The sequence below is a fragment of the Cellulomonas sp. KRMCY2 genome, from assembly GCF_000526515.1.
Classification (GTDB): domain Bacteria; phylum Actinomycetota; class Actinomycetes; order Actinomycetales; family Cellulomonadaceae; genus Actinotalea.
On the sequence record NZ_JAGF01000001.1, the window covers coordinates 270,561 to 295,885 of the forward strand.

Below are 25,325 nucleotides of genomic sequence, written 5' to 3' on the forward strand. Positions count from 1 at the left end.
CTGTCTATACATCCATCCTATCGGCGCGATTTCTCGCACATAAGGGATCGGGGCCCACATTCTCACAATCTCACTCGAATGAGTGAATGTGCAGGTCAGAGCCGCACAGAAATAGCACACGAGCGTGCTAGCGCACTCTTGGGAATAGCACTCTGGCGTGCTACCGGCTGCCTTTGCAATAGCAGCACCGGCTGGGGCCCCGCTGCTCCCCCTTCGCGGCGAGGGCGGCGGCGACCTCCCGGTCGATGCGGACCTGTAGGGCCCGCACCCGCGCGACCTGCGCCGGGGTCAGCGGCCGGCGGCGGGGGCGGGCAAGGCGCACCTTAATGACGACGGTCACTGTGCGGCTCCGTCCACCAGAGCGATCGCGAGGTCGATCATGGACTCCGCGAGCTGGACGGCGGCCTCCACGTCGTCCCAGGCGACCTCCACGGTGATGCCGGCCTCTTCCGCATCGACTACCAACTGCTGCCAGGCAGGGACCAGCCCATCGAGCTCAGGCGATGCCCCGGTCGCCGCCAGGAGCACGTCGTCAAGCTTTGCCTCCCGTGCTGTCTCGCTGACCACCACGGCATAGCCCTGGTGCGCCGCGACCGCGACGAGTGCCCGCCGGCCCGCGGACGCGCACGCCCACAGGGCCGGGACGGGGCTCTCAAGGAGGCTCACGGCGCGGATGCCCTCGCGCGCAAGGACCAGCGAACGGCGCGCCATGCCTGCGGGGGCTGGTGCTTCGAGCCGCCCAGCAGCCACCAGGGCGTCGACGCTCAGAGGCTCCATCAGCTAAGCGTGCCACGAGCGGCGCGCGACCGGGGAGCTCTCGTTGCCGCGCACTCGGCCAGTTGGGGACCGGGCTACGCTCCGACCCATGGGTCTCAAGGAGTGGGCAGCCAAAGCGCCGATGGCGACCTTCGGGTTCAAGGACCAGATCGTCCTCTACCGAGATCGGGTACAGCACGGCAAGGATGAGTTCCCCCTGACCGGCGTGTCCGCTCGCGTCGAGGCGGGCTCTGAGATCCAGCAGCGAGTCACGGCCACCCGGCTGCTGGCCATCGGCATCTTCGCGTTGGCCGCCAAGAAGAAGTCCGGGGGCGAGTCCTACCTGACAGTCGAGGGCCCGGACTTCTTCTGGACGCTCGAGGTGGATCGGAAGGAGCAGGCCAAGGCGCGGGAGTTTGCCGCGAAGGTGAACAACCAGGTTCGCTCGGCCTAGCGCCGCACGGGTCTCTGGGCGGGGCACCGCAGCGTTCTCAGCCCTTGCCGAGTGTCGCGCCGGCCTTGGACTTCGCGGCTTTGCTCGAGCCGTCGGACGCGAGCGTCGCACCAGCCTTGGAGAGTGCTGTCTTCGAAGGTTTGCCCATCATGATCGCCTCCTCTGCGGGCGTCACTGCCAGGGTCTCAAGCGCCACTGACATCCCAAGGCGGGCGTCGCTAGGGTCGTCGCGTGAGGAAGCCGAGGGCGGATGAGCCGAAGCCGATCCGCCTGTTGGATGAGCACCCAGCGACGGACTACAACCGGCTGATCATCCGGTACCCGTACCGGACGGACTCGGACTACGCGTTCGCGTACCACGAGGCGGCCAAGAGGCTCGCCGCGAGCTTCCGGGGCGAAGCGATCGACGACACGATCCTCATCCCGTACCTGATGCTGTATCGGCATGCGTTCGAGTTGCAGTTGAAGTCGATGGTCCGCCAGCTCGCTGCTTGGCGGCGCTACTACGAGCGCGAGTATGGCGTGGAGGTCAACGCCGCCTCCGTAGAGGAGCGACTGAAGGCCAGCCATGGACACGTGCTCCACAAGGTCCTGAACGAACTACAGAAGCACTACTCCGCGATCGAACCCTCGCAGCCGTTCCCCGAGAGCGTCGAGAGACTGATCCTCGCGTTTCACGAGGCCGACAAGAGCGGGATGGCGTTCCGCTACACCGGCTACCTACCAGACACCCAGGAGCGGGTCGACTTCCACCACTTGCGCGAGCATCTTGACGACCAGTTCGACTTGCTCAGAGTGGTCCTAGATCCCATCGAGGCAGGGTACGACGCCATGCCCGACCCGGACGAGTACATGTAGGAACCCCCGCTGCCACGACCTATCCCCGGGCGCGTGCCCTCGCTCGACCGCCGTTCCTGAGCACGTCGAGTCCCATGCGAGTTCACGCATCGGTGCCAGCATCCTCGTCGCCTGCTGGGGCGGCGGGGTTCGCGTCCGACCCAGCCACGGGCCGTCGCCATCGGGTCACGGCCTGTCGCAGTGACTCCCGCACCTCCGCGGCGGTGACCGTTCCGGTGGCTACATCTCGCCACGCCAGGTAGAGGTCGCGGGTGTCGATCAGTGCCCCGTCTGCCGTGGTGAGGGGGTTGAGGTCAAGGTCCGAGGGAATCGCGGGTGGCCTGCTTGAGGGGTCCGTGCCGAGGAAGCTGTTCACCACGTGCCACACGCTGCTCGGCGGGCGCCCCTCTTCGGCGGCGTAGTGGACTGACGGGCGTCCGGTGATCTGCTGGACGTCGTTGACCTTCGCACCCTTGGTGTAGCCCTTGACCTCGACGAGGCACTCCCAGGCATGGTCGTCGGAGTCGCTGACTCGAAGGTCTTCGAGCTTCGCGCCGGTCTTGGCATCGTGGTGGCCATCCATGTCTCGGACATCGAACCCGAGGTCCCTGAGGGCATCCGTCACGGCCGCGATCAGGTCGTCGCCCTGCGCCGTCAGCAGTCGCCACACACCGGCAGCTGCCACGCGAACTTGCGACTCGACCTCTTCGGCGAGCTCACGCCGCTTCTCTTCGAACACCGTTTGTGCAGCGGCCCAGTCGACTTCGAGGTCCGCGCGGCGTCGCATGACCACGCCGAGCGGCGGTGGTGCCCACGTCTCGCGGGTCTGCCATGACGGGTCGGATGGGAACTTGTCAGGGTCGTAGACGCGCAACTGGTCGAGCACGTACAGGAGCCACTCGCGATGACCCGCCGTCTCGGCGGGTAGCGCCCAGCACAGCGTCGGGTGCTCCCGCCGGGGGTCGCGCGGGCGATGCAGGGCGTACACGAACCGCTCCTCGCCGACGTGGACCAGCGGCTCGCACGCACCGTCAAGGTCGTCCGTCATGTCAATGTCGTCGGGGCCCGAGAACGGATCGCCCCACGAGACCATCCAAGTGGTCCTCTCGTCCGGACTGATTCGCTCGACGACCGTGCGACGCACCAGTCCTGCGAGGTCTGGCGCGACGCCATGCGCGACGTCGCCGCCGCGCGCGTGAGTCGTGTTCGCCTTCCGCAGGGCGCTTCCGTGACTGCCCTTGTAGACGAGGTCGAGATGCTCGGCACCGAAACTCAGGATGTGCAGCGCGCCTTCGCGGCTCCCTGCGTCCCACGAGAACGTGACGAGCAGGTCCCAGTCCGATGCATGGATCGGGTCGTCGTTCCCGATCTGGATCGCCGTCCCGACGAGCGGAGCAAGTTCGCTGAACACGTCGTCGGGCACGTCCTCGAACAAGACACGCGGGTGCGGTGCTTCGCTCACGCTGGCGACGGTACCCCCGCAACACGCCGTAGCCGCGCCATCTCGCGACCTTGGACCTGAGATGATCCGATCATGGGCAATGCGGCGGTCTCCTACGACGGCGGGCGCTGGTACGTCTATGCGCTGATCGACCCGGCAACCTACCGGCAGACAGGCAGCCAGCTGCTGAGCGTCATCTACGTCGGCAAGGGCACCAAGGACCGCGCCGACCAGCACGTCAACGACGAACGGAACGCACTCAAGCACACACTCACGGCAATCCCGATGTCGGGGTCGAAGTCCGAGCGGATTCAGTGGCTACTTGGCTCCGGCGAGACAATCCCCGCGATCACGCTCGTGTCCGGGCTCGTGAACGAGGACGACGCCTATAAGACAGAAACCCTCGCGATGGAGCTGATCGGACGCCTCCTTTCGGCGCACGGTCTCGACCCGCTGACGAACGCGACCCCCGGACACGGTCAGAGCGCGGGCATGGCGGTGACCGGCATGCCGCAGTCCCTGGGCGGTCCGGAACCCGCCACGGTCACGCCCGCGCCTGTCAAGGACGAACCTGCGTACGAGATCCGGTCCGTCGCGCGGGCGCTGCAGGCGTCGACGTCCGTGCGGGTTGACTGGCGCGCCGGCGGTGTCATCCCCCGCCCGACGGTCCTCGTCAAGGGCAGCTCCGACACCCTGCCCGGAGGCAGCCACCCCCACCTGCCGGCCAGCAGCATGCCCAGCGGCCTGGTCGATGTGGCTGACCGGATCACTCTCTTGGGTTCCGACGTCCTGCCCGAGTCCGAGTTCACCCGGCGCGGGTACGACCCCGACCAGCCGTGGTCGGACCACGAAGCCCGCGAACGGGCCGCACGCTACTGGCCGTTCGCGCGGTCCACCGTCCGCAAGTGGCTCGACGACCCGGACACGATGCCTACCGACCTTCTGTTGGCGATACCCGGCAGCGGCGGTACCACCGTGCGATACGCGTGGGAGATCGACAGGACCGCCAAGGTCGAGTACTTCCCCGACATGAACCGGTGGGGATTCCCGCTCGGGCAGCCCTTGCTCGACCATCCGGCGCTCGGCCGCTGCCTCGTCGAGGATCGAGAGGCGCGCACCGGCGTGCAGGCTCTCGCGAACCACATCTCAGGCTGCCGACTGCTGTTGCCCTGACAACCAGCTCGACAGACTCGAGACGGACCGCGTCTCATCGAGGGATGGGACATCTCGGGGTGCGACAGGAGCCGTCCCGAAGCGGGTCGTGATGTCCGCGTGCAGCGTCCGCAGGGTCTGCTTCGCGCCGGAGGGGGCCTCAGCGCTGGCAGATGGGGAACCACCGCCATGCCTGTGTAGGTTCGTTCGCTCGGTAGGGCTAACCTCCGCTGCATGGACCACGCTGCAACCACAGGTGCCAGCGTCTACGAGCATGACGGGGTCTGGATGCTTGCCCTTGAGTCCTCAACGGGTGAAGTGGTGGAGCGACTCACTACGGCTTGGGACGGCACCGGCAGCTTCGAGCTCCGGGGCCTGGATTTCGTCGCGCCATTACTGACTGCGCGCGGCTTGGTCTACACAGGGTGGTTCGACCAGGACGGTCGACACGTGGCGGTCCTGCACCGCCAGGCGTCGTGGGGGCCGAACGCAAGCAACGACTGAACCGTCCCTCTTGCAGCCCGGGTGAGCCCTCGATCATGGCCGCCGGACTCGCCGCGTGACCACGTTGGCCCCGTCGACCACAGGTCCGGGACGCCCACGGCTACGGTGGGCAGTTGAAGGCGCGGGCAGGTCTCCGCGTTTGGCTAGGGCGAGGGCTCCGCGGGTGCACCTGCGGAGCCTCCGTCATGGGAACGGCCCCGCGCGAGGCTCTCGCGCACTTCTCGGTCGATCCGGTCCTGCATGGCGCGCACCCTGGCGATCTGAGCCGGTGTCAGGGGCCGGCGGCGGGGGGCAAGGCGCGCCTCGATCACGACGGCCACGGTCACGGGGTGTCTCCGTCCACCATGGCGATCGCGATGTCGATCATGGACTCCGCCAGCGCGGTGGCGGCCGCCACGTCGTCCTCGGTGACCTCCTTGGTGATGCCGGCCGCTTCCGCGTCGAGCACGAGCTGCTGCCAGACCGGGATGAGCTCATCGAGCGCAGGCGATGCCCCGGTCGCCGCCACCAGGAGCGCCTCCTCGAGCTCGCTCTCCCGGACGGGCTCGCGGACGACCACCGCGAAACCGCGATGGGCTGCGGCTGCGACGAGTGCCCGCCGGCCCGCAACCGCGCACATCGCCAGAGCGGGCACGGGATGCTCAAGGAGGCTGACCGCGCGGATGTGCTGCCGTGCGACCTCGACGCTCAGGCGCGCCAGGGTTGCGGGGGCTGGTGCTTCGAGCCGACCAGCGGCCACCAGGTCGTCGATGCTCAGGGGCTCCATCGGCTCAGCGTGCCACGAGCGGCGCGTGTACTCAGAGTCTGCCTCGCCGCTGCTGGCGACGGCAGGTCGAAGGCGAGGCCAGCGCTGACGGGTGGCTGTCGCACGCCTCAACTCAGAGCGGGGGCCCGCGCGCGTCAGGATCGCCCGCTGCACACGATGCGTCCTTGCCGATGCGCTGCCTCTTCGAGGGGTCGCACCCTTCATTGCGCCCTTGCGTTCCGCACACAGGTACAGCTCTATTCGTCCGGTTGGGTGATGGGTGAGCCGTTTCCCCTTCGCGGTACCCGCTCAGTCCCTACGATCAGCGATGAGGTGGCCGGCACGGCTTCCCTGACGATGGGGGATCGTCTTGCGCGCGCGCCGTGGTGTTCTTGTCTACCTGCTCAGCTCTGCTCTTGTTCTGGTCGGGCTCGCGCCGGCGTCGGCGTCGCCGCGCGGCGACGCCGTCCAGTCGGCTACCGTGCCGACGCTCTCGTCTCTGGCCAGCCCCGTGCCGGTACCGCCGAGTGTGGTGCCGTTGGTCGCACCGCGCGCCATGTCTGTGGCGACAGCTGCCGCGCCTCCACGCAGTGGTCAGCTGGTGATGTGGGGGTACAACGTATTAGGGCAGGTCGGGGACGGCACGACCGTCGACAGACTGACTCCCGCCGAGGTGCCGGGGATGACCGGCGTGACCAGTGTCGCCAAGGGGTACTACTCCACGTACGCTGCGCGCTCCGATGGCACGGCTTGGGCATGGGGGTACAACGGGCAGGGTCAGCTGGGAATCGGGAACGAAGTCAACAAGACGGCACCCGTTCAGATCGGTGGGCTCAGCGGCGTTGTCGCTGTAGCTGCCGCTTCCACCTCGGGATACGCGCTGACCTCGGATGGGCGAGTGTGGTCGTGGGGCTACAACTACCACGGGCAACTCGGGCTCGGCCACGGCTACCGCGAGGCGTCGCCTCAACTGATCACTTCCCTGGCGGATGTCGTTGCGATCGCTGGGGGGTACGAGTCGGCGCTGGCGCTGCGTTCTGACGGCACCGTGTGGGCCTGGGGATGGAATTCGAGCGGGCAGTTGGGCGTCGACTACACGACGATGCCCCAGAGCAATGTCCCGGTCCAGGTGGCTGGCGTGACCGACGTGACAGCGATCGCGACGACTGGCGGAACGTCGTACGCGTTGCGGTCGGATGGCACCGTGTGGGCGTGGGGCGAGAACAGCATGGGCCAGGGCGGGCACGGGACCTGGGAAGACGGAACGGTCCTGGTCCCGACCCAGGTCACCGGCTTGACGGACGTGACGGCGATCGCGGCCGCCTACCTGACCGCTTACGCATTGCGTAGTGACGGCACGGTGTGGGCGTGGGGGTATAGCGAGGCGGGCGCCCTCGGCAACGGATCCGTGGGCGGCGGCAGCGGCGCGAGCAGCCTCGTTCCGTCCCAGGTGATCGGGCTCGGCGCCGCCACAGCCATCGGGGCGACCATCGGAAACCAGAACGCGCAAGCTCTGCTTGCCGACGGGACGGTGTGGACTTGGGGTGAGGGCGCGCATGGTGCTCTCGGCAACGGGAGCGTCGAGAGCTCCGGTACGCCGGTCCAGGTGACCGGGGTCGGGGAAGTGAGCTCCATCTCGGGTGATGTCGGGCTTGCTGTTATCGCCGGTTGGCCAGCTCCTCAGGCGCTGTCGCTAGGTCAGACCTTTGGGTGCGACTGCTTCGCAGGACACTCGAGCGGGAACCAGGTTCTTGCGGCTGACCCGGTGAACACCGCCACCGGGGGGCTCGTCGAGCGCTTCTCCGACCTGTCTGTCGTCTCGGTCGGGGCGCCGGTGGACTGGTCGCGGACGTACAACTCGCTGGACACTTCTACCGGTCCGTTCGGGCCGGGATGGTCGTTCGCGTATGGCGCCAGCCTGACACCGAACGCAGCCGGTGAGCTGGTGCTGCGCGATGGTTCAGGTACCCAGACCCGCTTCGCTGCGGTCGAAGGCGGGTACACGCCGGTGGACCCGGCTGTCTCCGCGACGCTCTCAGCCGGTGCCGGCGGCACGCACGTAGCGCGTGCGCTGTCTGGCTCCACCATGACGTTCGACGGCACGGGGCGCCTGGTCGCTCTCGCGGACGAGCGCGGTCGCGGGTTGGCCCTCGGGTACGCGGGGGCGGTTTTGACCTCGATCACCGACAGCCTTGGCCAGACCTTGAGCATCACGTGGGACGCGGGCACCGGCGCTGACGCGCGGATCGCATCCGTCAAGAGCTCGGACGAGCGCTCGGTGTCCTACGTCTACACGGTGACCGGCGGCACCAAGCTCCTGACCGGTGTCACCGGCGTTGACGGCAAGATCACGACGTTCGCGTACACCGCGGCGGGGCTTCTCTCCCAGATCACCGACCCGCTGGGCTACGTCAGTGCGCGCAGTGAGTTCGACACCTCCGGCCGGGTGATCAGCCAGCTCGACGAGATGGGTGCGAAGACCACCTTCGCGTACCACACGGGAGCTCAGACCACAGCGACGACGGTCACCGACCCGAGCGGTCGCTCGCGGCAGTACGTCTACAGCGGCCACAACCTCGTCAAGCAGGTCGACGGTGAGGGGAACGCCAGCGAGGTCTTCTACTCGGCGGACAACGCTCCGGCCATGACCGTGGACCCGCTCGGGCAGGTGTTCGCGAGCGAGTACGACGCCCGCGACAACCTCATCAGGCGCACCGCGCCATCACCTTTGGACTACGTCGAGACGTGGACGTACGACGATGCCAACCACATCACGACCTACACCGACCCCGCCGGCAACCTCACGTCCTACACGTACACGGTCAGTGGCCTGCTGCAGACGGTGACGGCGGCCGACGGCGGGGTGACGCGATACGCGTACACGACCGGCGCCGGCGGAGTGCCGGCAGATCTGCTTGCCAGCCTCACCGACCCCCTCGGGCGAGTCACGGCGTACGCATACAACGCCAAGGGCGACCTGACGTCGAGCACCAGCCCACTGGGCCGAGTCACGTCCTACACGTACGACGCGGCCCACCGCGTCCTGACGTCGACAACTCCCAAGGGGGAGGTCACGTCATACACCTATGACGCCGCCGGACGGCTCCTGACGACCACTGACCCGCTGGGCGGTGTCACGACCAACGTCTACGACGCCGCTGGTCGGCTGACGAAGACGACCGACGCGGCGGCGCGGTGGGAGTCCTACACCTACGACATGGCCGACCGCCTGCTGCAGACCACGTACTCCTCGGGGCGGGTCATCAAGCAGAGTTACGACACGGCCGGCCGCGTTGCCACGTCGACCGACGCGCGGGGGAAGGTCACCACCTTCCGCTACGACGACAGCGGCCGACTGTTCACCACCACCGACCCACTGGGCCGCCTCACGGCCAACACCTACGACTCCCTGGGCCAGCTCGTCGCTGTGAGGGATTCCCTCGATGCGATCACCCAGTACACCTACGACCCCCTGGGGCAGCTGATCAGCGTCACCGACCCCGACGGCATCACGGAGACCACCACCTACGACCCGCTGGGCAATGTCACCGCCACCATCAACGGGGCCGGCGGCACCCACACCACGACGTACGACGCGATGAGTCACGTCCTGAAGGCGCTCGACAGTGACGGCGTGAGCACCCGCTACTCCTATGACCTTGCGGGACAGCTCGCCAGCGTGGCCGTCGACCGCTCGACCACGACGCCAGTCCCCGGCTACACCGAAGACCGCACCACCTTCACCTACGACGCCGACGGCAACCACACCACCACGACCGACCCTCGCGGCAACGTGCCCGGCGCCGTCCCGGCCAACTACACGTCGACAGTCACCTACGACGCGAACGGTCGACCCGTCACCAGCACCGACCAGCTTGGGCGCATCATCAGCACCACCTACGACACTCTCGGCCGGCCACTGACCGTGACCGACCCTGCGGGGAAGGTGACGACCACCGCCTACGACAAGATCGGGCGGGCTACGCAGGTCACCGGTCCGTCCGGGGCCATCACCAAGTACACCTACAACGCGAACAACGACCTCACCCAGGTGACCGACCCGCGCGGCCGGCTCACCAAGTACACCTACGACGCCGCGGGCAACACGCTGACCACGACGAACCCGCTCGGACGAGTCACCGCGATGACCTACGACGCGTCGGGGGCACTGGCGACGTCCACCAAGCCCTCCGGCACGGCCACCACGACGGTCGGCGATTCCATGCTGACCTACCGCTACGACCGCGCTGGCCGGCTCACCGGTGTCGACTACAGCGACACCACCCCCGACTTGACGTACACCTACACGCCAGCCGGGCGACCTGACGTCCTGACCCGCGCGGCCGACGCCCTTGGCGCGGCCACCATTGAGTACACCTACGACGACGCCGGACGACCCACCGCGCTGGCGCGGACTGGCCCTCGCCCGACGACAGCGACCTACACCTACACCCCTTCCGGGCGGATCGCAGGCGCCACCTGGTCGACCGGACAGACCGTCGCCTACGCCTACAACACCGCCGGACAGCTGACGACCGTTAACCCCGCCGGCACTCCCGCCGTCCCGGCGATCACTCTGGGCTACGACCCTGCCGGCAACACCACCAGCGTCACCCGCGCCGGGGCAGCACCCACGGTCAGCACCTACACCTACGACCGAGCCGGACAGCTATCGGCCTTGAACCACAAGGCCGGGTCCACTCTCGTCGCCGACTACCAGCTCGCCCGGGACCCCCGCGGGTATCCAACGCAGGTCACCAGCACGTTCCTCAACCCCGCGACCGGCACAACCCCGGCAACGACGAACCTTTACACCTACGACGCCAACGGGTGGCTCACGGCCGAGTGCAGCCCGACTACCGGCACGACCTGCACCAGCACCTCATCCAAGACTGCCTACACCTACGACACCGCCGGGGTCCGCAAGTCCACCGCCGTGACCCGCCTGTCCGGCACGACGCCGCAGACCACCACCACCACCTACGGCTACGACGCCGCCGACCAGCTCCTCACCCTCAAGGTCGGCACCACCACCAACACGACCAACACCTGGACCCGCGACGGCGCCATCGCCACCACCACCACGACGGCCGGAACCCGCACCTACACCACCGACCTCGCCGACGAGATCAAGACCATCAAGCTCGAGGACAACCGCACCATCGGCTACTCCTACGACCCGATCGGCAACCGCACCGCCCGCACCACCAACAACGCGATCGACACCACCTGGGCCTGGGACGACCTCACCGGCCTCCCCACGCGCATCGGGGAGTACAACGCCGCCGACGCCATGACCACCAGCTGGCTCCCCGACCCCACCTCCACCACGGGGTCTCCCTACGCCGTCACCGCCGGCAACGACTCCAGCTGGCTTCTCACCGACCCCTTCAGCAACACCGTGGCCTCGATCGCCACCACGGGTTCGACGACGGGCGCCAAGACTCAAGCCGTTGACGCGTTCGGCAACCCCCTAAGCACGGCGACACCCATCGGAGCGATCGGCTTCGCCGGCCAGTACAAGGACAGTGCGTCGGGCCTGTATGACATGCGCGCCCGCGACTACAACCCCGTCACCGGCCAGTTCCTCTCGATCGACCCGCTGGTCAACCAGACCCGGCAGCCGTACCAGTACGGCAACAACAACCCACTCGCCTTCATCGACCCCACCGGACTGGTCGCATGCGGCCCGATGGACAGCGGCGACTGCAACGGCCGCAACTTGATCCCCCTGCTCAATGGCATGGCCAGGGCGTTGGACGACACCGGGTACCTCGCGCTCCACGGCAGCTTGACGCACGATCAAAGGGCCGAGATCGGCTACGACGAGATGAGCCGCATCAACATCGAGGCGGTCAACCGGCAACAGCACATGCAGGTCTGCTCAGAACAAGAGGGGTGCCTGCCACCATGTCCCGACAAGGGATACCAGGCGTGTCAGCTAGCGCGCGGCGGGAAGTTGCTCGCCACTTATGCTGCAGGGCAGGCCGCTGGGATGGTGTTCGTCTCGCTGTTGGGCCGGGCGTGCGCCGCCGACGCCGCGGCGGCGGCTGGTGCTGCAGCGAAGACTGCGAGGGCCGACTCCTCAGCGGTTGCCGCAGAGTCCGGAGGGTCGGTCGCAGGGCGCGATGCTCTCGGTCGCTTCACCGGTGCGGGAGGCTACGGTGCCGAGGCGGAGGCGATCGGACTGTCGGAGTACGAACTCGCCACAGGGCAGACTGTCATCCGAAACCAGGTCAGGGCGACCTTGTCTGAAGGTGGTCCGGGCCGCTACTACGACGGTCTCGTCAGGAACGCCGACGGAACGTATGCCGGTATAGAGGTCAAGAGCGGAGGCGCCTCGCTCAGCGCCAGCCAGCGGGCGTTCGATAGCACCGTCAACGGAGGCGCAGTAGCGCGTGCGACGCTAGACGGGCAACCCATTGAGATCACCTCCACGGACTTGGTGCGTGTCCCATGACAGCGGCTCATGCAGTCACCATGAACGGCCGGATCACGACCGTGCTGAAGCCCATGTCGGGTAGGTCAATCCAAGAAGAGCTCAGCGCGCGCCTAGCCCTGCTCGACGGCAAGAGCAGGTTCGCGCTCCTGCTCTGGCGACTACCCGACGGGGTGCCGTTTGACCTACTAGACCTTGATTCGGGACCCGGGGAGTACATCCAGTGCGCAGGGGGCGTCGCCGGTCGCTTCACCTGTGAGGTTCGTCGACTCAGCGCCGACGGCAGTCCCAGACAAGAGGTCATCGGGCGGCCGACACGTGACGAAACGTCGACCGTTCGGACTGAAACCATCGATTGGGCGGAGAACAAGACGACTGTTCGGCAGAACGAGGTCCTGGACTTTGGCGAGGTCTGCGAGCTATTTGGCTCACATCTGGCTTCCGGCGATATCCCGGCATCGTACGAAACCCGACTGTTGTCTCCGTGAGCCGCCGCCGCCACCTCGTTTTGCTGCTCGCTGCCTTCCTCGGACTCGCCGTGGTCTTGGCCGGCATCACCGTTGCGGCTGTCCCGCCCGCAGCCGGAAACCGCGCCGGGCCTCAACGCCGATCTTGATCAACACCGTCAGGCCCGCGACCGACATCGCCGCAGGTCAGCGGCTAGGGAACGACCCTGCGCGGGCCGGATCGGTGGTGGCTACCGGTGTTGCCGCAAACACGGGAGCGGAGGCCACCGCGGCAGAGGGGGCCCTCGCCAACCTGCCCAGGGCCGCGCGCGAGTCGGCGAGGCCGCCTGGCTTCAACCCCGAGACCTGGGAGTGGCGAGAGGGTTCGCAAGCGAACGTTCCGCGCTCCTGATGGGACCCTGAGGGCGGGGAGTGGCGTTTCCATCCTGAGGACAAGTGGCACGACCCCCACTGGGACCAAAACCCGTGGGAGGAGTGACGTCTCGATCCGGGCCGTTTCGGGAGGGTCAGAGTGACCTCCGGTTCACCCAGAGCCGTCGAGAGCGGTGAACGGTGCCGTCCCTTGCGGTTGCGTGGCCCGTCGGACAGTTGCGCGTCGGAGACCCTCACCCCTCGAAAATGCTCCTTCTCATTGGCTGTGTACTCGTTGGCTGTGTCGGTGTTGCCGGCTAGGTTCAAGAGCAGATGGAGCGACCCGCCGCTCCGAGAAGGCAGAGGGAACGATGACCAGCACAGAGCTCATCGCGGTCGACCCGGCCGACGTCGTGCTGCTCGGCACTCCGACGATCAGCCGCGAGGAGGCCGACGAGATTCTCGAGCTTGCTGCGAGGGCTGTCTCCGATGGCACGAAGCGCGCTTACGCCTCGAGCTGGCGGACCTGGACGGCGTGGTGCACCGCACGTGGGCACGAGCCGTGGTGCACCACGCCGGAGCATGCGGCCGTCCTCGGGGTGTGGATCAAGGAGCGGGCAGGGAGCGGCATCGCGATGTCCACGATCACCAAGGACCTCGCCGCGGTGTCCAAGGAGCACCTCGACGCGGGCCAATCCGACCCGACGGCCGCGCGCGGGGTCCGCCAGGTCATGAAGGGTGCCAGGCAGAAGTACGGCATCGCTCCCAAGCGTCGCGCGCACGCCCTCACTACTGCGGAGATTCGCCGGGTGCTGGCGCAGATCGACCGGTCAACCCTGCGCGGGAAGCGTGACGCGGCGATCATCCTCACGGGCTTCGCTGGTGCGATGCGCCGCTCCGAGCTCGCGGCGCTGACTGTCGGCGACCTCGACTTCAAGGCTCGTGGTGCCGTCGTCACCCTGCGCAAGTCCAAGGCTGACCAGGAAGGCGCTGGGGTGCCCGTGGGCTTGCCCCGCGGTCAGCACCCCGAGACTGACCCGGTCGGTGCCCTACGCGCGTGGATCGCGGCCGCGAGCATCGAAGGTGCCGACCCGCTGTTCCAGCGGATCGGGCGCCGGGCCACGAAAGTCATGGACCAGGGGCTGTCCGGGGCGGCGATCTCGGAGATCCTCATCGAGCGGGCACGAGCAGCCGGCCTGGAAGACGAAGCCCTCCATGTCACGGGCCACTCTCTGCGCGCGGGTCACGCGACCCAGGCCGCCGAAGCGAAGGTCGACGTGGTCCGCCTCGCGCGCACCACCCGCCACGTCCGCCTGGAAACCCTCGCCGGCTACATCAGGCCCGCTGAGGTGCTGCACGACTCCACCGCGAACGACCTCGGGCTGTGATCCCGTGTTGACCCTTGCGCAGCATCTGGGCCTGGAACCTGTGACCGCCGCGCCCGCCACCCCACGGCCCGCACCCGCCACACCCTCGCCATGGGATCGCCCACCAGTCCGTGCGGGATGGGGCCGCACGGATGAGCTCGCGATCCTGCGGGCGCTGGGAGAACTCGATGAGCTCTGACCCGGCCCCCGCCGCGCCGGGGAGCACCACAGCGTTGGTGGTCGGCCCCATCGGGGTGCTCGAGGCTGCTGCCGTCGTGGCCGAGCTCGAGACATGGGCACCGGTCGAACTGCCCTAGGAACGTGTGAAACGCGCCAATCGGAGGGGCCGTCCTTGGCATGTTCGGGCTCGACTGACTCAGGCGTCGGGCCGCGCACGCGCTCGGTGTCGCGCTGGCCCTCCTGGGGGGATAGCCCACCACGGAGCGGGAGGGCCGGCGAGCTACGATCGCCCCGTGGATGCCAAGACCGTTGGGTTCGCCTTCGACGACGAGGACCGGTCCATTCGTGAGGCGTCGCTGCGAGCGGCGGAAGCCCAGGCCCGCGCCGAGCGGCTCGTTGTGATCCAGGCGCGCATGCACGTCCAGCTCGGGCGAGCCCTCACCACCGAGGACGTCCCCGGTCCGGCGTAGACCCGCCACGATTCGCTGGGACCCGTTCGATGGCCGTGCACGGGTGCGCTGGAGATGTCGCCCCAGTCAGGGCAGCGTGAGCTGGCCCGGGCCGGCGATGGCGGTCACTTGCGACCGTGGGAGCCCGAGGATTCTTGCGACCCGAGCCGGCTTCACCCCGGCCCCGTGAACCGCTTCGTGGATCGCCTGGTAGTAGACCTGGCGGCGCCGAGCCCGCTCAGGGGTGCGGGGTGCCCTGCGGAGCTCACCAACGGCCATCCCGTCCCGGTAGGCGGCGTCAGCAGCGACGACGATCGCAAGTGCGGCACGCTCAGCCTGATCGTGTGCGCCGTCGGCGGCGAGGCGGTCCGCGGGAGTCAGCGGTGCAACGGGGGTGCTCATTGGCGTGCGTCCTTTCGTGTCCTGCGGCTGGGAGTGCCTCCTGGTGGTGGCTGTCAGGGCCGGTGTGGTGTGGGCGCCCGAAGGGAGTTAGCGCTCGAAGGTCGTGGCGTCACCGACGGGGCCGGCGGCGTAGGCGGTCAGTGCAGCCACGATCACGTCGGTGACCTCCCTGCCCTCCATGTTCGCTCGAAGGCGCGCACGCATCAGCATCCGTGGGGGCATGCGGTGCGCGGACTGAACGAACCGGGCGTCAACCGCGGGAAGCTCGATGTTCTCGGAGGGGACCCTGATCGGGTGTCCGCGCCGCTCGAGGTCGCGGGCGATCGCTCTGGCGTGCGCCAGTACATCGCTGTCGGTGACCGGGAACCCGGTACAGGGGGGGATCTGCGTGCTGATCACGTCTTGCTCCTTGATCGATTCGGTCGTTCCGTTGCTCTCACTCTACCCGCTGTATAGACACTCTCTTCAGGACTTAGGTCCCGATTCGGGTGCGGAGAGGGCGCCGGCTTCCAAGAAGTCCCGCAAGGCAGTCTATACAACTGCGGGTTTCAGCACACAGGTGTGCTAGGCGTTGCCCTGAGAGGTGGTGGTGAGGGCCGCCGACGCGTTGGTGGCTGCCGGCGCTCATCGAGGTGCCTGACTCAGCCGCCGGGGCGGCGGTAGACCTTCCACGACTCGTTCGGGTCCGGCTCCCGGCCCACAGGCACCGCATCGGCCGGCACCGGTTCGATCGCGGTGCAGCGCCGCTGAACCCAGCAGCGATGGTTGGTCGAGGTTGCGGGCTCGGGGTCGGTCCTCCAGTGATGCCGGTGACCGACACCGACAACCCCCACGGCCCCGTCGTCGCGAGTCAGGTGCACCATCGGCACCCAGCACCCGTCCCACGCTCCGCGGGTCGAGCCGGAGCCGGGCTGCCGCAGCAGCAAGTCATGGTCGGCGTCGATGTAGTACACGGTCACGCTCTCGCTGCGGATCGCCCAGACGCCCGTCGCGTCGGCGAGGTCCAACTCGGTGACAGGGGCAGGAGTGGGGGCGGGGGTGCTCATGTGTGGCACCCTCCCACGAGCCGCGGACATGCGTCCGCCCTGGTCAGCGGCCTATTACGCGTGCGTGCTAACCGACATCACCGCACCGCCCGGTCGATGCTCCGCACCGGGCCGGGTTCACCTTCCAGACACCTCTCAGGTGTCTGGAAGGTGGACCTACTCGGGTCCACTCCGCGTCGGGGTCAGGGCTGGGGCCGGCGCAGGATCTCGATAAGCTCACGGATGGCGGCCGTTAGCTCGCCCAGACCGTGGAGATCGAAAAGCGCCGCCCGCGCATCGTCCCTCGCCGCTGCCGCCTCGAGTTCGGCCAACCGGCGCTCGACGGCCGCGATCGCGGTGTCGTCGGCGGGGGTGACCACCACCGTCCGCCCCGGCCCGTCAGGGACACAGAAAGCTGCGGCGAGCTCCGTCGCCCGGCGGGGGTCCGGCAGGGACCGGGGCGGCAGTGGCAGCCCGTCCTCGGCGGACTCTCGCTCCCACGCCCGGTAGGCGTCGACCTCGGCCTCCCCGCCGAGCGGCCGGTCACGCTTAGGTGCGCGACGCGGTGCCTGGGAAGGTGCGACCAGCCCCGCCGCCACGAGCGCGGCAAGCGGGTCCGGCGGCTCTTCCCCCTCGAGGTCAGCATCTAGCGGGTCAGGGAGCGGCAGTTCGCCGGCGGCGGCAGCACGGAACTGTGCGAGCACGACGCGGCGCTCGTCCTCGCTCAGGAGGCCCGCGAACGGGCTCAGCTGGCGCAGATCGCGGCACCTCTCCGTAGTGCCAGTGAGCATCGCGATGAGTTCCTCGAGCGGCCCGTCCAGCAGGGCTGCCCAGGCGTCAAGGCCGGCCGTTGGGCCGTGCGTGCCGCCCGTAGAGCGCATCGTCGTCAGGTTGCGGCGGGCAACCACGCGCGCACGCACAGGGTCGGCCGCGATCCGCCCAGCCACCGCAGCCGCTAGCCACCAGCTCCGGCGTTGATCGCGAGTCCAGCCGGCCACAGTCGGCTGCGGGGGCTGCCGCAGCAGCGAGAGAGCAGCGGCGATGTCCGCCTCGATGTCGGGGTCCAACGGCCCGACGCGGGCGAGCGCCTCGCGGAGCTTCCGGCCCGCTGTCAGCGCGCGGAGGTCGTCCAGGTGCCCGGCGTGGGCGACCGTGTGGAGCGCGTCCCGCTGGGCCTGGGCGACGTCGTCCCCCTCCCAGGCGGCAAGCTCCTCCGCCGGCAGGGGGGCGTCGGCGTCGCCGGGCACGTGCGGCCCCCGCCCGAACCGCCGCTTTCCCTCGTTGTCGCTCGTCACGCTCTCATCGTCGCACCGGCACCCGACATTCAGCGAGGATGTTTCCGCAGGTCAGCACGCTAGGGTGCTACCCGACGCGGTGGGGCGCATCTCGTACCCCGCCGCTACCGTGAGGCATGACCACCCCCCTGAGTGCCCGTGACCGGGCTGCGGCGCGGTGGGGCCGCCCTCCCGAACCAGCCGACGACGGCCAGCCGCTGAACGTCTGGGAGCACTACGAGCAGCAGGCCGCTGCCGAACTGGTGCGGGGTGCGGTGAGCATCGAACAGCGGCTCGCATGGGCGGCCCGGATCGACCCCCGCCCGCCTCAGTGCCAGTGAAGCCGTGGACGCGATGCTCGACGCCCTCGCGGTCGGCTGGTTCGAAACCGCTTAGGTGCCGGGGTGCACGTCGACGTCGACCAGATCCGGGTCGATCCCGAGAGTCACGGCCACGTACTCCCGCACCGCCTGTGGCACCGTTGCGCGTGTCGCTGCCTGGGTGTGGCCGTCCATCTCGGGGATGCTGACCTCGAGCCACCGGGTACCGCCTGGGCGGCTCACGTTGGCGGTGACCCGCACCCGGTGGGCGGGTTCGTCGGGGTCCTCACGGGCCCGGGTGAGCGCCTCGTGAAGCGCCCGCTCGACGCCACGCCGCACCGCCTGGAGCGCGAGGTCGCTGCCCGGCGTTGCGGCGACCTCCGCGGCGGGCACCTCGACGTCGAGCTCGCCGATCGGAACCCATCCCGACCGGTCGGGCTCGGGAGTCGCCAGCCCAAGCGCGAAGAGCTCGACCACAAGCTCGGGGGGCAGGACGACCGGCAGTGCCGAGGTCAGCAGGCGCAAGCTCACCGTGCCACCCGTAGGGAGCACTGCTGCGGTGGGCACCGCAGAACCGAAGACTGTTCGGACGCCATCGTGTGCTGACACCGCGATCTCCGCGTCCCCGCCGCCGCCGCCCTCGTCCATGCCGCTGAGACTGGCACCCGACGGGACGGTCCGCAAGGCCCGACATCTGCGTTTCCGCAGGTCAGCACGCTAGCGCGCTACCCGCTCCAGCTCGCACACCCGCACCGAGCATCTTCGACGCACGCGTCGCCTTCGACGGGTGACGGCTAGTCAGGAGTCGGGTCCGCCGTCGATCAGGGCGCAGCCTGTTTCGCCGATGATTCCGGTGCCTCCGGGGCCGGCGAACATCTGCAGGGTGGCACCGTCGGGTGTGGTTGCGGCCAGGGCCTCGGCACCACCGGCAGTTCCACGGGTGATGGTGTAGCCCTTGTCACGCCAGAGCTGCTCGACCGTGTCCAGGGTGGCTGTTGGGTCTGCGACCGGTCCGTCTTCGACAGAGTGCAGGAAGTAGCTCACGCCGTCTCGGCCGTCGTTGCGACGACAGGACAGGGGTGCCTCACGTTCGGCCAACAGCTCGCTGCTGATGCCCGCCAGCGTGGCGCTCTCCACGATGACCTCGTCCATGGCCAGGCGGTTCTCCCACGCCGATGACTCCAGAGCGTCACGCTCAGCCTGCACGCGATCATTCCTCTCGTTCCGCTCGTTGACCGCGACGATCCCCGCCACACCAGCAACAGCGACCACACCGACGACAACCCAGGTCAGTACCCGTCGCCTCCGGTCCTTTGGACCTGGCGGTGGACCCGCCGCGGTCTGATCGGTGGCGTTGTCGATCACGGCTGATCCTCTCCGGCGTTCGGTTCGACGGTCACAGCCTCAGGATGCCCTGTGATGACCGATGAGATGTTCCACAAGCTCTCAGTGTTCTGCCCGTAGTACTCCGAGTGCCCCTCCGCTTCGAGGGTGACCGCCTCCGCCAGGGGGTGGCTGCCGCCGTCAGTCTGGAACTGAGTTGCCCCGAAGTAGTCACTGTCCGGCCGGCGGCTGAAGTTCCCGGACAACCCGACGAGGTCACCGTCAGCCGTGCCGACGAAGACGTGGTCCTCGCTCCGGCCCATCTCGCCGACCGTCTCCGCACCGACCCCTGGTGAGCCGATGAGCACCCAGTCGTCCATCGGTGCGTCTGTTCGTGCGGTGAGCCCTCCGACCAGAGAGCCGTAGGAATGGGTCACCGCGGTCACGTGTGGCGCGTCCCCGCTGACCACGCGTGACTCACGGATGCCCCACAGGGTCGAGGCGAGTGCCGGGGCGCCCTGACGCGCGGCGTGGTCCGAGAGCACGTCAATGTCCATGGGGGCGTGGTACCCGATCCATGCGATCGTCGCAACGGTGCCCGAGCCGCCGCCCGCAGCGCTGATGGCACTGGCTGTGTGCTCAACGCGTGCCGCGTTCTCAGTGATGGTGTGCATGTAGTTGGTCACGTGGGAGCCCATGCCTGGGACAAGGACCGCGATGTGGTCGGCGGTGGCGACGTCCCCGATCGCAATTGCGGCTCTGCCCGGCAGCTCGGTGTCGAGCAGCATCAGGTGGTAGTCACCTGCGCCGTTGCCGAGCTCGTCGCGGACTGCTTCGAGCATCGTCAACTGCTCGCGGGCGTCCGCCATCTGCTGGGCGATCTGGACGTGGGGTGACGACGGGCCGGCGCGCCCGGTGATCGGCCCCAGGGCGTCGAGGCGGGCTTGCAGGCCCGTGAGGGTGGCGGCGAGCCCGCTGATCGTCGTGGTCAGTACCGACCGGTTCGCGCGGTCCCGGGCGGCAACGGGCACCCCGTCGAGGTTGCCGATCCGTTCGGGGTGACGAGCGATGAGCAAGGCCCGGGCGGTTGCGGACAGGCTCGTCCACCATGCTGCGACGAAACGCGGGTGGGCGTCAGCCGCAGGGATGTCCCGCAGGGCGATCTCGGTGACCAAGGCCCGGTCGGTGGGGTCGGAGGTGCTCCCGTCGGCGGCGGCGGTGAAGATCGAACGAACGGCGTGGGCGGCGTCCCGGTCGGCCTCCCACGCGGCCCGGATCGCCTCCTGGGCGAACCGTTCAGCGTCCTTCGCTGCCCGGTAGGCGTCTGGTTCCTGGGCGCGGTCACCACGGAAGGTGACGTACCCCTGGGTGCTGACACGCATCCCGTACTGACCGGCGAGGTCGTCGGCCCGATCAAGCAGAGCTTTGGCCGCGGTCAGTGCGTCGGCGGCGGCCACCAGTGACCGGCGCAGCATCCCGAGGGCTTCGTTGAGCACATCGAGCCGGCGCAGGGTCGTGCGGGCGTTCGCTGCGGCCGCGTCGGCCGCGTCACCTTCCCAGACACCGTTGCGGGTCAGGGCCGTCACGTCAGTGAACTCACCGGTGGCGGTGTCCACCGTGCGGCGGATCGCCTCAATGTCCCCGGAGGACACCTCCAACGCACCAGGCCGCCACGAGCGCAACAGCGGCGCGGTCATCGCCACGCTGGTCGCCCCGGCCGGCCGACCTGGTCGCTGGCATGGGTGTCGGTCTCGGTGTACGACCTGGCGGACGCGTCAGCGGCCTCACCCCAGGAGGCAACAGCGGTCGCAGCCGCGTTGAGCCGGTCGGAGACCTGGGCGCGGATCTCGGCCAGAGCCACGGCAAGGTCGCCACCACTGGTCGCACCCGCAGCAGACGTCAGCGGGGTCTCGGCGTCGAGCTGGCGAAGACGCGCACCGGTGTCGGTCGCGTCCACACCTGCGGTGCGCAGCCGTGCCAGGTCAACCCGCATCACATGCCCCCTTTGTGCGCATCCTTCCATGTGGACCGCCGCGCCGGTGGGCAGTCCACAGGACGGCTGGGGCTAGACGTTGCCCCGGTACTCGGCGCTGGAGACGATGCTGGCGATGATCTGCTCGTCGCGTGCGCCGCTCTGGATGGCCCCGACCCAGGTGATAGTCCCCGACGGGTCGATGTTGCGGCGGAGCAGGTCGAGGTAGTACCCGTCCACGACGCTGGTCAGGTGCTCGGTGGAGTACAGGAACCCGATCGCGACGGTCCAGCGGTTCGCACCGTTGGCCAGCCGCTCCACCCAGTAGGTGATCTCGGCTTCCGCAGGCGCGCGGTCCAGGACGGTCGCATACAGGTCGATGACCCACTGGCGCGGATCGGAGCCGGCCTTGGCGTAGAACTCCGGGGAGGCGATGAACCCGGCCTGCATCTGTTCGATGTGCAGGCCACGGTCCATCTCCTGCAGCCAGCCTTCGAGGCCGGCGGCGTCGGGTTCACGGCCGAGGTACCGCTGGTAGGAGGACCGGATCAGGCTGGCGCGGAACTCGCGGCTGTAGGTGATCCCGTTGGCGACCTCACCGTAGGCCGTGCCCTGGGCCAGGGCCGTGGTCCAGCCCGCCAGGCCGGCCGGGTCGGGGTCACGGTCGAACAGGTCGCGGTAGACCTTGGTCACGTACGCGGCGATCGCCGCGGTACTCGACGGTGTGCTCGCCCGCGGCGGCACCTCGGCGGTCGCACCAGCACACGGGCCAGCAAGCAGGGTGTTGAGGGCGTCGACCTCGGCCTGGTCGGCGGTCAGGTTCCACCGGTACTTCACCACGACCCAGTCGCTGATGTACCGGCACGTGGCTCCGCTGCTCGGGGGCAGCCACTGGGCCGGGTCCTTCTCGCCCTTGGATTGGTTGATGTTGTCGGTGACCGCCACCAGCGAGGCGCCGATGGTCAGGTCGTTGGCGTAGTCGCGCCGCTGCTCGGCGGTCCAGGCGTTCGCACCGGAGTCCCACGCCTCCGACAACGGCACCATGTGGTCGATGTCGACATCGCCTGGAACCGTCCACACTCCACCGTCGTACCAGGACTCCCAACGGCCCGAGGTCACCGTGCAGGTGCCCGAGCGGACGACCGGCACCGTGGACTCGGCGACCAGCACCTCCTGGCGGGTATCGCACCCGTTGCCGTCGGCGTCGATCCAGTGCTCGAAGTAGGCGCGGTCGTAGGTGGTGGTGTTCTCAGCCTCGACCGGCACCGCCCGCAGCAGGTCGGCGACCGACGAGCTCACCGCGACCGCCGGCGGGGCGATCGCCACCGCACCACCCGCGACGAAGGCAACCACGGTCAGGAACGCGCAGCGACGCAGACGCATGTTGAACGCTGTAGGGGTTGTCGTTGCTCACCCGGGGCCGGCTGTGAGACTTGGTGACCTCGAGATCGGCCAGCAGCGTCGCGACGGTCTTACTCGTCATGGACGTGCCGCGGTCGGCGTGCACGACGTGCGGGACGCCGTGGACAGCGAAGATCTCCCGCATCATCTCCGTCGCTAGGACGGCGGACTCGTGGGCGTGCACGTGCGCGCCGACGATGTAGCGGGAGTAGATGTCGATCATCACGTACGCGTCGAAGTACTTGCCCTTGACCGGCCCCGCGAGCTTGGTGATGTCCCACGTGTAGACCTGCCCGGGGGCGGTGGCGACGAGCTCGGGGATCGCCCTGGCGGGGTGCCGGGCCAGGCGGCGGCGCTCTTTGACCTGCGCGTTCGCCGTCAGGACGCGGTAGATCGTGGAGATCGACCCCAGATACACGCCCTCGTCGAGCAGGTGCGCGTAGATCTGGATCGGGGGCAGATCCACGAACCGGGCCGAGTTCACGACCGCCAAGATCTCGGCCCGCTCGTCGCCGGTCAGCCTGTTCACCGGCACCCTCGATCTGGTCACCACCGGGGTGCGGGGCCGGCGGGTCGCGGTCGCCCGCGCCACCTCGACCAGGACCGCCGCGGCCCTGGTCGGGACCCCGTGGCTGGACAGTTCACGGTAGGTGGCCATCAGCGTGCGCTGGGCCCGTGCTCGTCCCGCGAGCTCTTGGATATCTCCTCCAAGAGCTCGTGTGCTTTTCCCATGATCGCAAGCGCCACTTCCGTGGTCGCCAACCTCCGCTCGGCCTTATCGAGCTGGCGCCGCAACCGGGCGATCTCCGCCTGCTCAGCGGTCAGCTTGCCGATCCGCTCCCCGGGTTGCTTGCCCGCCAGGACCCCCGCGTCCCGCAATCGGCGCCACTCGCTGATCAGCGACGAGTACAACCCGTGCTCACGCAGATACGCCCCACCCTGGCCGTTCTCCAGGGCCACCTCGTACGCGGCCAGATGCTCAACCTTCTGCGCCGAGGAGAACGACCTCCTCGAGGTCGGACCCCCCGAGCGAGGCCCAGGGCTACTCATACGACCATCGTCGCGCACCGCGATCAAAGACGAACTCATGATGAAGACTTCCTGGTTCTCGCCCCACGCCAACAGCGGACTTGCTATGAACCACCGGCCTCAACTCACCCTGACCCGTAGGGCCACGCCCCTCAGCTGGCCCCTCCGCGTCAGCCGAGGAGACACCCGAGCGTTGGATCTGACCTGGGCTGTGACCGCCGGTATCAGCGCTGTTGACACGATGAGCGCGCGACCGAGAGACTCACGTGCCGCCTCGCCGCTTGAGCGAGGCCATCAAGGGGACGGGATACTTCAATGGAATCTGCTGTGGTTGCCGCACACCCACACGCTCGTGCTCGCGCACTCGCTGTTATGGCAATGGTCTTTGCCCTCGTCATGAACGCCTCGTCCGCATCGGCGTATACGCGAACCTGGACCTACAGCGGAGAATTCAAAGCCAGTCTCCAGTCGGGAACCTTCAGCAACGCCGGCGGTGAGATCAAGATCACCGTCGACGCCGGAAACTGCACACCCGGCTACGATTACATCCGGTTCCAGCTCCAGAAGCAGGGCCAGCTCGCGAGTTGGGCCGATTACGGGACGAGGAAGAACGTGTACTGCGCGAGCGGCGTGTACACGTTCACTTATCCGTCCGCGCCCGCAGGGACTTATCGCATGTACTTCGATCGGAGCGGGCCCGTCAGTTTTGATGAGAACTGGAAGACCGTGAACGGGACTGTGTACTACTGGTAGGCACTGATCGCTCCTCGCCTGCGCCCTCGGGTTCGCGCCAACGCGCCAGCCGAGGGCGCAGGACGTTCACTCCTACGACGGCACTGGCCAGGCCACCAAGGCTGTTCAAGACGACGTCAGAGAGCGTTGCAGCGCGACCGTCATTCATCCAGTACTGCATGGACTCGATAAACAATGACGCAGCCACGACGATTGCTGTGGTGGAAGGTACCTTCAGGCGCGGGATAAGGAGCGGTAAAAGAGCGCCAAGCCAACTTAGGAGCAAGAGATTGATGAGCAGCTGGGCGGCCGCCGTGGACGAATGAGCGGCGTCCGCGGCCTGTTGGCCGATTTCGGTCAGAACATTGAGACTGAGATACCGGTCCGGTGCCGCCGCGCCCGCGCTGGGCAAGGTGATCGCAGCTGTGATCACTGCGGCGGCCGACATTCCCGCAGCGATCATCGCGGTGCTTGCCGCGACGCGCCGCTCGTGACCTCGCGCGATGCCCCATCGGGTGCCAGCGACTGCAAACACGCCAGCGACAAGCGCAACCGCGAAGAGAGGCGCTGCGTAGATCATTCGAAAGTACTGCATTTGGCTCCCCCTGGTGGACCCTGCCGTGTCTGCTGTGCCCGAGTACCGTAATCCCTGCGGCGGACCCAGCGTGCGCTGTTGGCCGGAGTGTCGGCCGGGCGAACGCTCAA

At 68.3% G+C, this 25,325-nt stretch carries 25 protein-coding genes and 1 pseudogene; 11 read left to right on the forward strand and 15 right to left on the reverse strand.

Annotation, left to right across the window (positions count from 1 at the left end):
* Nucleotides 1-336: 336 nt before the first annotated feature.
* Nucleotides 337-777 carry a hypothetical protein gene (locus K415_RS0101395; RefSeq protein WP_024285333.1) on the reverse strand — a complete coding sequence of 147 codons (441 nt, stop codon included), beginning with the start codon at nt 775-777 and terminating at the stop codon, nt 337-339.
* Between the two features lie 88 nt (nt 778-865).
* Here K415_RS0101395 and K415_RS21250 point away from each other — a divergent pair, with 88 nt between their 5' ends.
* Complete coding sequence (locus K415_RS21250; RefSeq protein ID WP_051480366.1) at nt 866-1,210, forward strand: hypothetical protein; 345 nt, start codon at nt 866-868, stop codon at nt 1,208-1,210.
* A gap of 37 nt (nt 1,211-1,247) precedes the next feature.
* On the opposite strand, the gene K415_RS23740 is transcribed toward K415_RS21250, so the two are convergent.
* Entirely contained in the window at nt 1,248-1,406 is a 159-nt protein-coding gene (locus K415_RS23740; RefSeq protein WP_155859315.1) for a hypothetical protein, read from the reverse strand.
* Nucleotides 1,407-1,441: 35 nt separating this feature from the next.
* Here K415_RS23740 and K415_RS0101410 point away from each other — a divergent pair, with 35 nt between their 5' ends.
* On the forward strand, nt 1,442-2,068 hold the full coding sequence (locus K415_RS0101410) for a hypothetical protein (RefSeq protein WP_024285335.1): 627 nt from the start codon (nt 1,442-1,444) through the stop codon (nt 2,066-2,068).
* An 82-nt stretch (nt 2,069-2,150) separates the two neighbouring features.
* Here K415_RS0101410 and K415_RS0101415 read toward each other — a convergent pair whose 3' ends face one another.
* On the reverse strand, nt 2,151-3,509 hold the full coding sequence (locus K415_RS0101415) for a hypothetical protein (protein ID WP_024285336.1): 1,359 nt from the start codon (nt 3,507-3,509) through the stop codon (nt 2,151-2,153).
* A 72-nt stretch (nt 3,510-3,581) separates the two neighbouring features.
* On the opposite strand from K415_RS0101415, the gene K415_RS0101420 reads away from it, so the two are divergent.
* Both K415_RS0101420 and K415_RS21255 read left to right on the forward strand, forming a co-directional pair.
* Nucleotides 3,582-4,661: a GIY-YIG nuclease family protein gene (locus K415_RS0101420; RefSeq protein ID WP_024285337.1), complete on the forward strand. Its 1,080-nt coding sequence runs from the start codon at nt 3,582-3,584 to the stop codon at nt 4,659-4,661.
* Between the two features lie 213 nt (nt 4,662-4,874).
* Entirely contained in the window at nt 4,875-5,144 is a 270-nt protein-coding gene (locus K415_RS21255) for a hypothetical protein (RefSeq protein ID WP_034660966.1), read from the forward strand.
* Nucleotides 5,145-5,466: 322 nt separating this feature from the next.
* On the opposite strand, the gene K415_RS0101430 is transcribed toward K415_RS21255, so the two are convergent.
* The gene (locus K415_RS0101430) at nt 5,467-5,910 is read right to left on the reverse strand and encodes a hypothetical protein (RefSeq protein ID WP_024285339.1); all 444 of its coding nucleotides are present in this window, start codon (nt 5,908-5,910) and stop codon (nt 5,467-5,469) included.
* Nucleotides 5,911-6,493: 583 nt separating this feature from the next.
* Here K415_RS0101430 and K415_RS24970 point away from each other — a divergent pair.
* From K415_RS24970 to K415_RS23745, 5 genes are all read left to right on the forward strand, one after another.
* A complete protein-coding gene (locus tag K415_RS24970; RefSeq protein ID WP_304412745.1) occupies nt 6,494-12,349 on the forward strand; it encodes an RHS repeat-associated core domain-containing protein in 5,856 nt (1,951 codons plus the stop codon).
* 20 nt (nt 12,350-12,369) lie between these two features.
* Nucleotides 12,370-12,816: a hypothetical protein gene (locus K415_RS22395; RefSeq protein WP_024285341.1), complete on the forward strand. Its 447-nt coding sequence runs from the start codon at nt 12,370-12,372 to the stop codon at nt 12,814-12,816.
* A 701-nt stretch (nt 12,817-13,517) separates the two neighbouring features.
* Nucleotides 13,518-14,534, forward strand: a complete 1,017-nt coding sequence (locus K415_RS21265) for a tyrosine-type recombinase/integrase (protein ID WP_024285342.1) — start codon at nt 13,518-13,520, stop codon at nt 14,532-14,534.
* Between the two features lie 167 nt (nt 14,535-14,701).
* Entirely contained in the window at nt 14,702-14,830 is a 129-nt protein-coding gene (locus K415_RS24860) for a hypothetical protein (protein ID WP_255347113.1), read from the forward strand.
* Between the two features lie 156 nt (nt 14,831-14,986).
* Nucleotides 14,987-15,163, forward strand: coding sequence for a hypothetical protein (locus K415_RS23745; RefSeq protein ID WP_155859316.1), 177 nt, complete (start codon nt 14,987-14,989; stop codon nt 15,161-15,163).
* Nucleotides 15,164-15,229: 66 nt separating this feature from the next.
* Here K415_RS23745 and K415_RS0101465 read toward each other — a convergent pair whose 3' ends face one another.
* The 4 genes from K415_RS0101465 to K415_RS22400 all read right to left on the reverse strand — a co-directional run bounded on the left by K415_RS0101465 (nt 15,230) and on the right by K415_RS22400 (nt 17,864).
* Complete coding sequence (locus K415_RS0101465) at nt 15,230-15,544, reverse strand: hypothetical protein (protein WP_024285343.1); 315 nt, start codon at nt 15,542-15,544, stop codon at nt 15,230-15,232.
* Between the two features lie 87 nt (nt 15,545-15,631).
* Nucleotides 15,632-15,943, reverse strand: coding sequence for a hypothetical protein (locus tag K415_RS0101475; protein ID WP_024285344.1), 312 nt, complete (start codon nt 15,941-15,943; stop codon nt 15,632-15,634).
* Nucleotides 15,944-16,185: 242 nt separating this feature from the next.
* Nucleotides 16,186-16,590 carry a hypothetical protein gene (locus K415_RS0101480; RefSeq protein WP_155859317.1) on the reverse strand — a complete coding sequence of 135 codons (405 nt, stop codon included), beginning with the start codon at nt 16,588-16,590 and terminating at the stop codon, nt 16,186-16,188.
* 182 nt (nt 16,591-16,772) lie between these two features.
* Nucleotides 16,773-17,864 (reverse strand): hypothetical protein, encoded by a 1,092-nt coding sequence (locus tag K415_RS22400; RefSeq protein WP_024285346.1) that lies wholly within the window; start codon nt 17,862-17,864, stop codon nt 16,773-16,775.
* Between the two features lie 116 nt (nt 17,865-17,980).
* On the opposite strand from K415_RS22400, the gene K415_RS0101490 reads away from it, so the two are divergent.
* Complete coding sequence (locus tag K415_RS0101490; RefSeq protein WP_024285347.1) at nt 17,981-18,184, forward strand: hypothetical protein; 204 nt, start codon at nt 17,981-17,983, stop codon at nt 18,182-18,184.
* A 51-nt stretch (nt 18,185-18,235) separates the two neighbouring features.
* On the opposite strand, the gene K415_RS0101495 is transcribed toward K415_RS0101490, so the two are convergent.
* The 6 genes and pseudogenes from K415_RS0101495 to K415_RS24460 all read right to left on the reverse strand — a co-directional run.
* Nucleotides 18,236-18,694: a hypothetical protein gene (locus K415_RS0101495; protein ID WP_155859318.1), complete on the reverse strand. Its 459-nt coding sequence runs from the start codon at nt 18,692-18,694 to the stop codon at nt 18,236-18,238.
* 267 nt (nt 18,695-18,961) lie between these two features.
* Nucleotides 18,962-19,369 carry a hypothetical protein gene (locus K415_RS0101500; protein ID WP_155859319.1) on the reverse strand — a complete coding sequence of 136 codons (408 nt, stop codon included), beginning with the start codon at nt 19,367-19,369 and terminating at the stop codon, nt 18,962-18,964.
* Nucleotides 19,370-19,524: 155 nt separating this feature from the next.
* Nucleotides 19,525-21,183, reverse strand: coding sequence for an alpha/beta hydrolase (locus K415_RS0101505; protein WP_155859320.1), 1,659 nt, complete (start codon nt 21,181-21,183; stop codon nt 19,525-19,527).
* A complete protein-coding gene (locus K415_RS0101510) occupies nt 21,180-21,479 on the reverse strand; it encodes a hypothetical protein (RefSeq protein WP_024285351.1) in 300 nt (99 codons plus the stop codon). Before K415_RS0101510 ends, K415_RS0101505 begins: the two co-directional genes overlap by 4 nt.
* Nucleotides 21,480-21,551: 72 nt before the next feature.
* Entirely contained in the window at nt 21,552-22,841 is a 1,290-nt protein-coding gene (locus K415_RS23225; protein WP_081784832.1) for a DUF4214 domain-containing protein, read from the reverse strand.
* Nucleotides 22,842-22,848: 7 nt separating this feature from the next.
* A pseudogene (locus K415_RS24460) lies at nt 22,849-23,909 on the reverse strand (DDE-type integrase/transposase/recombinase); the annotation flags it as partial.
* 351 nt (nt 23,910-24,260) lie between these two features.
* Between K415_RS24460 and K415_RS23750 the strand changes: the two are divergent.
* Nucleotides 24,261-24,641, forward strand: a complete 381-nt coding sequence (locus K415_RS23750) for a hypothetical protein (protein WP_155859322.1) — start codon at nt 24,261-24,263, stop codon at nt 24,639-24,641.
* On the opposite strand, the gene K415_RS25070 is transcribed toward K415_RS23750, so the two are convergent.
* Entirely contained in the window at nt 24,589-25,215 is a 627-nt protein-coding gene (locus K415_RS25070) for a VanZ family protein (protein WP_081784833.1), read from the reverse strand. The genes K415_RS23750 and K415_RS25070 overlap by 53 nt on opposite strands.
* Nucleotides 25,216-25,325 lie beyond the last annotated feature (110 nt).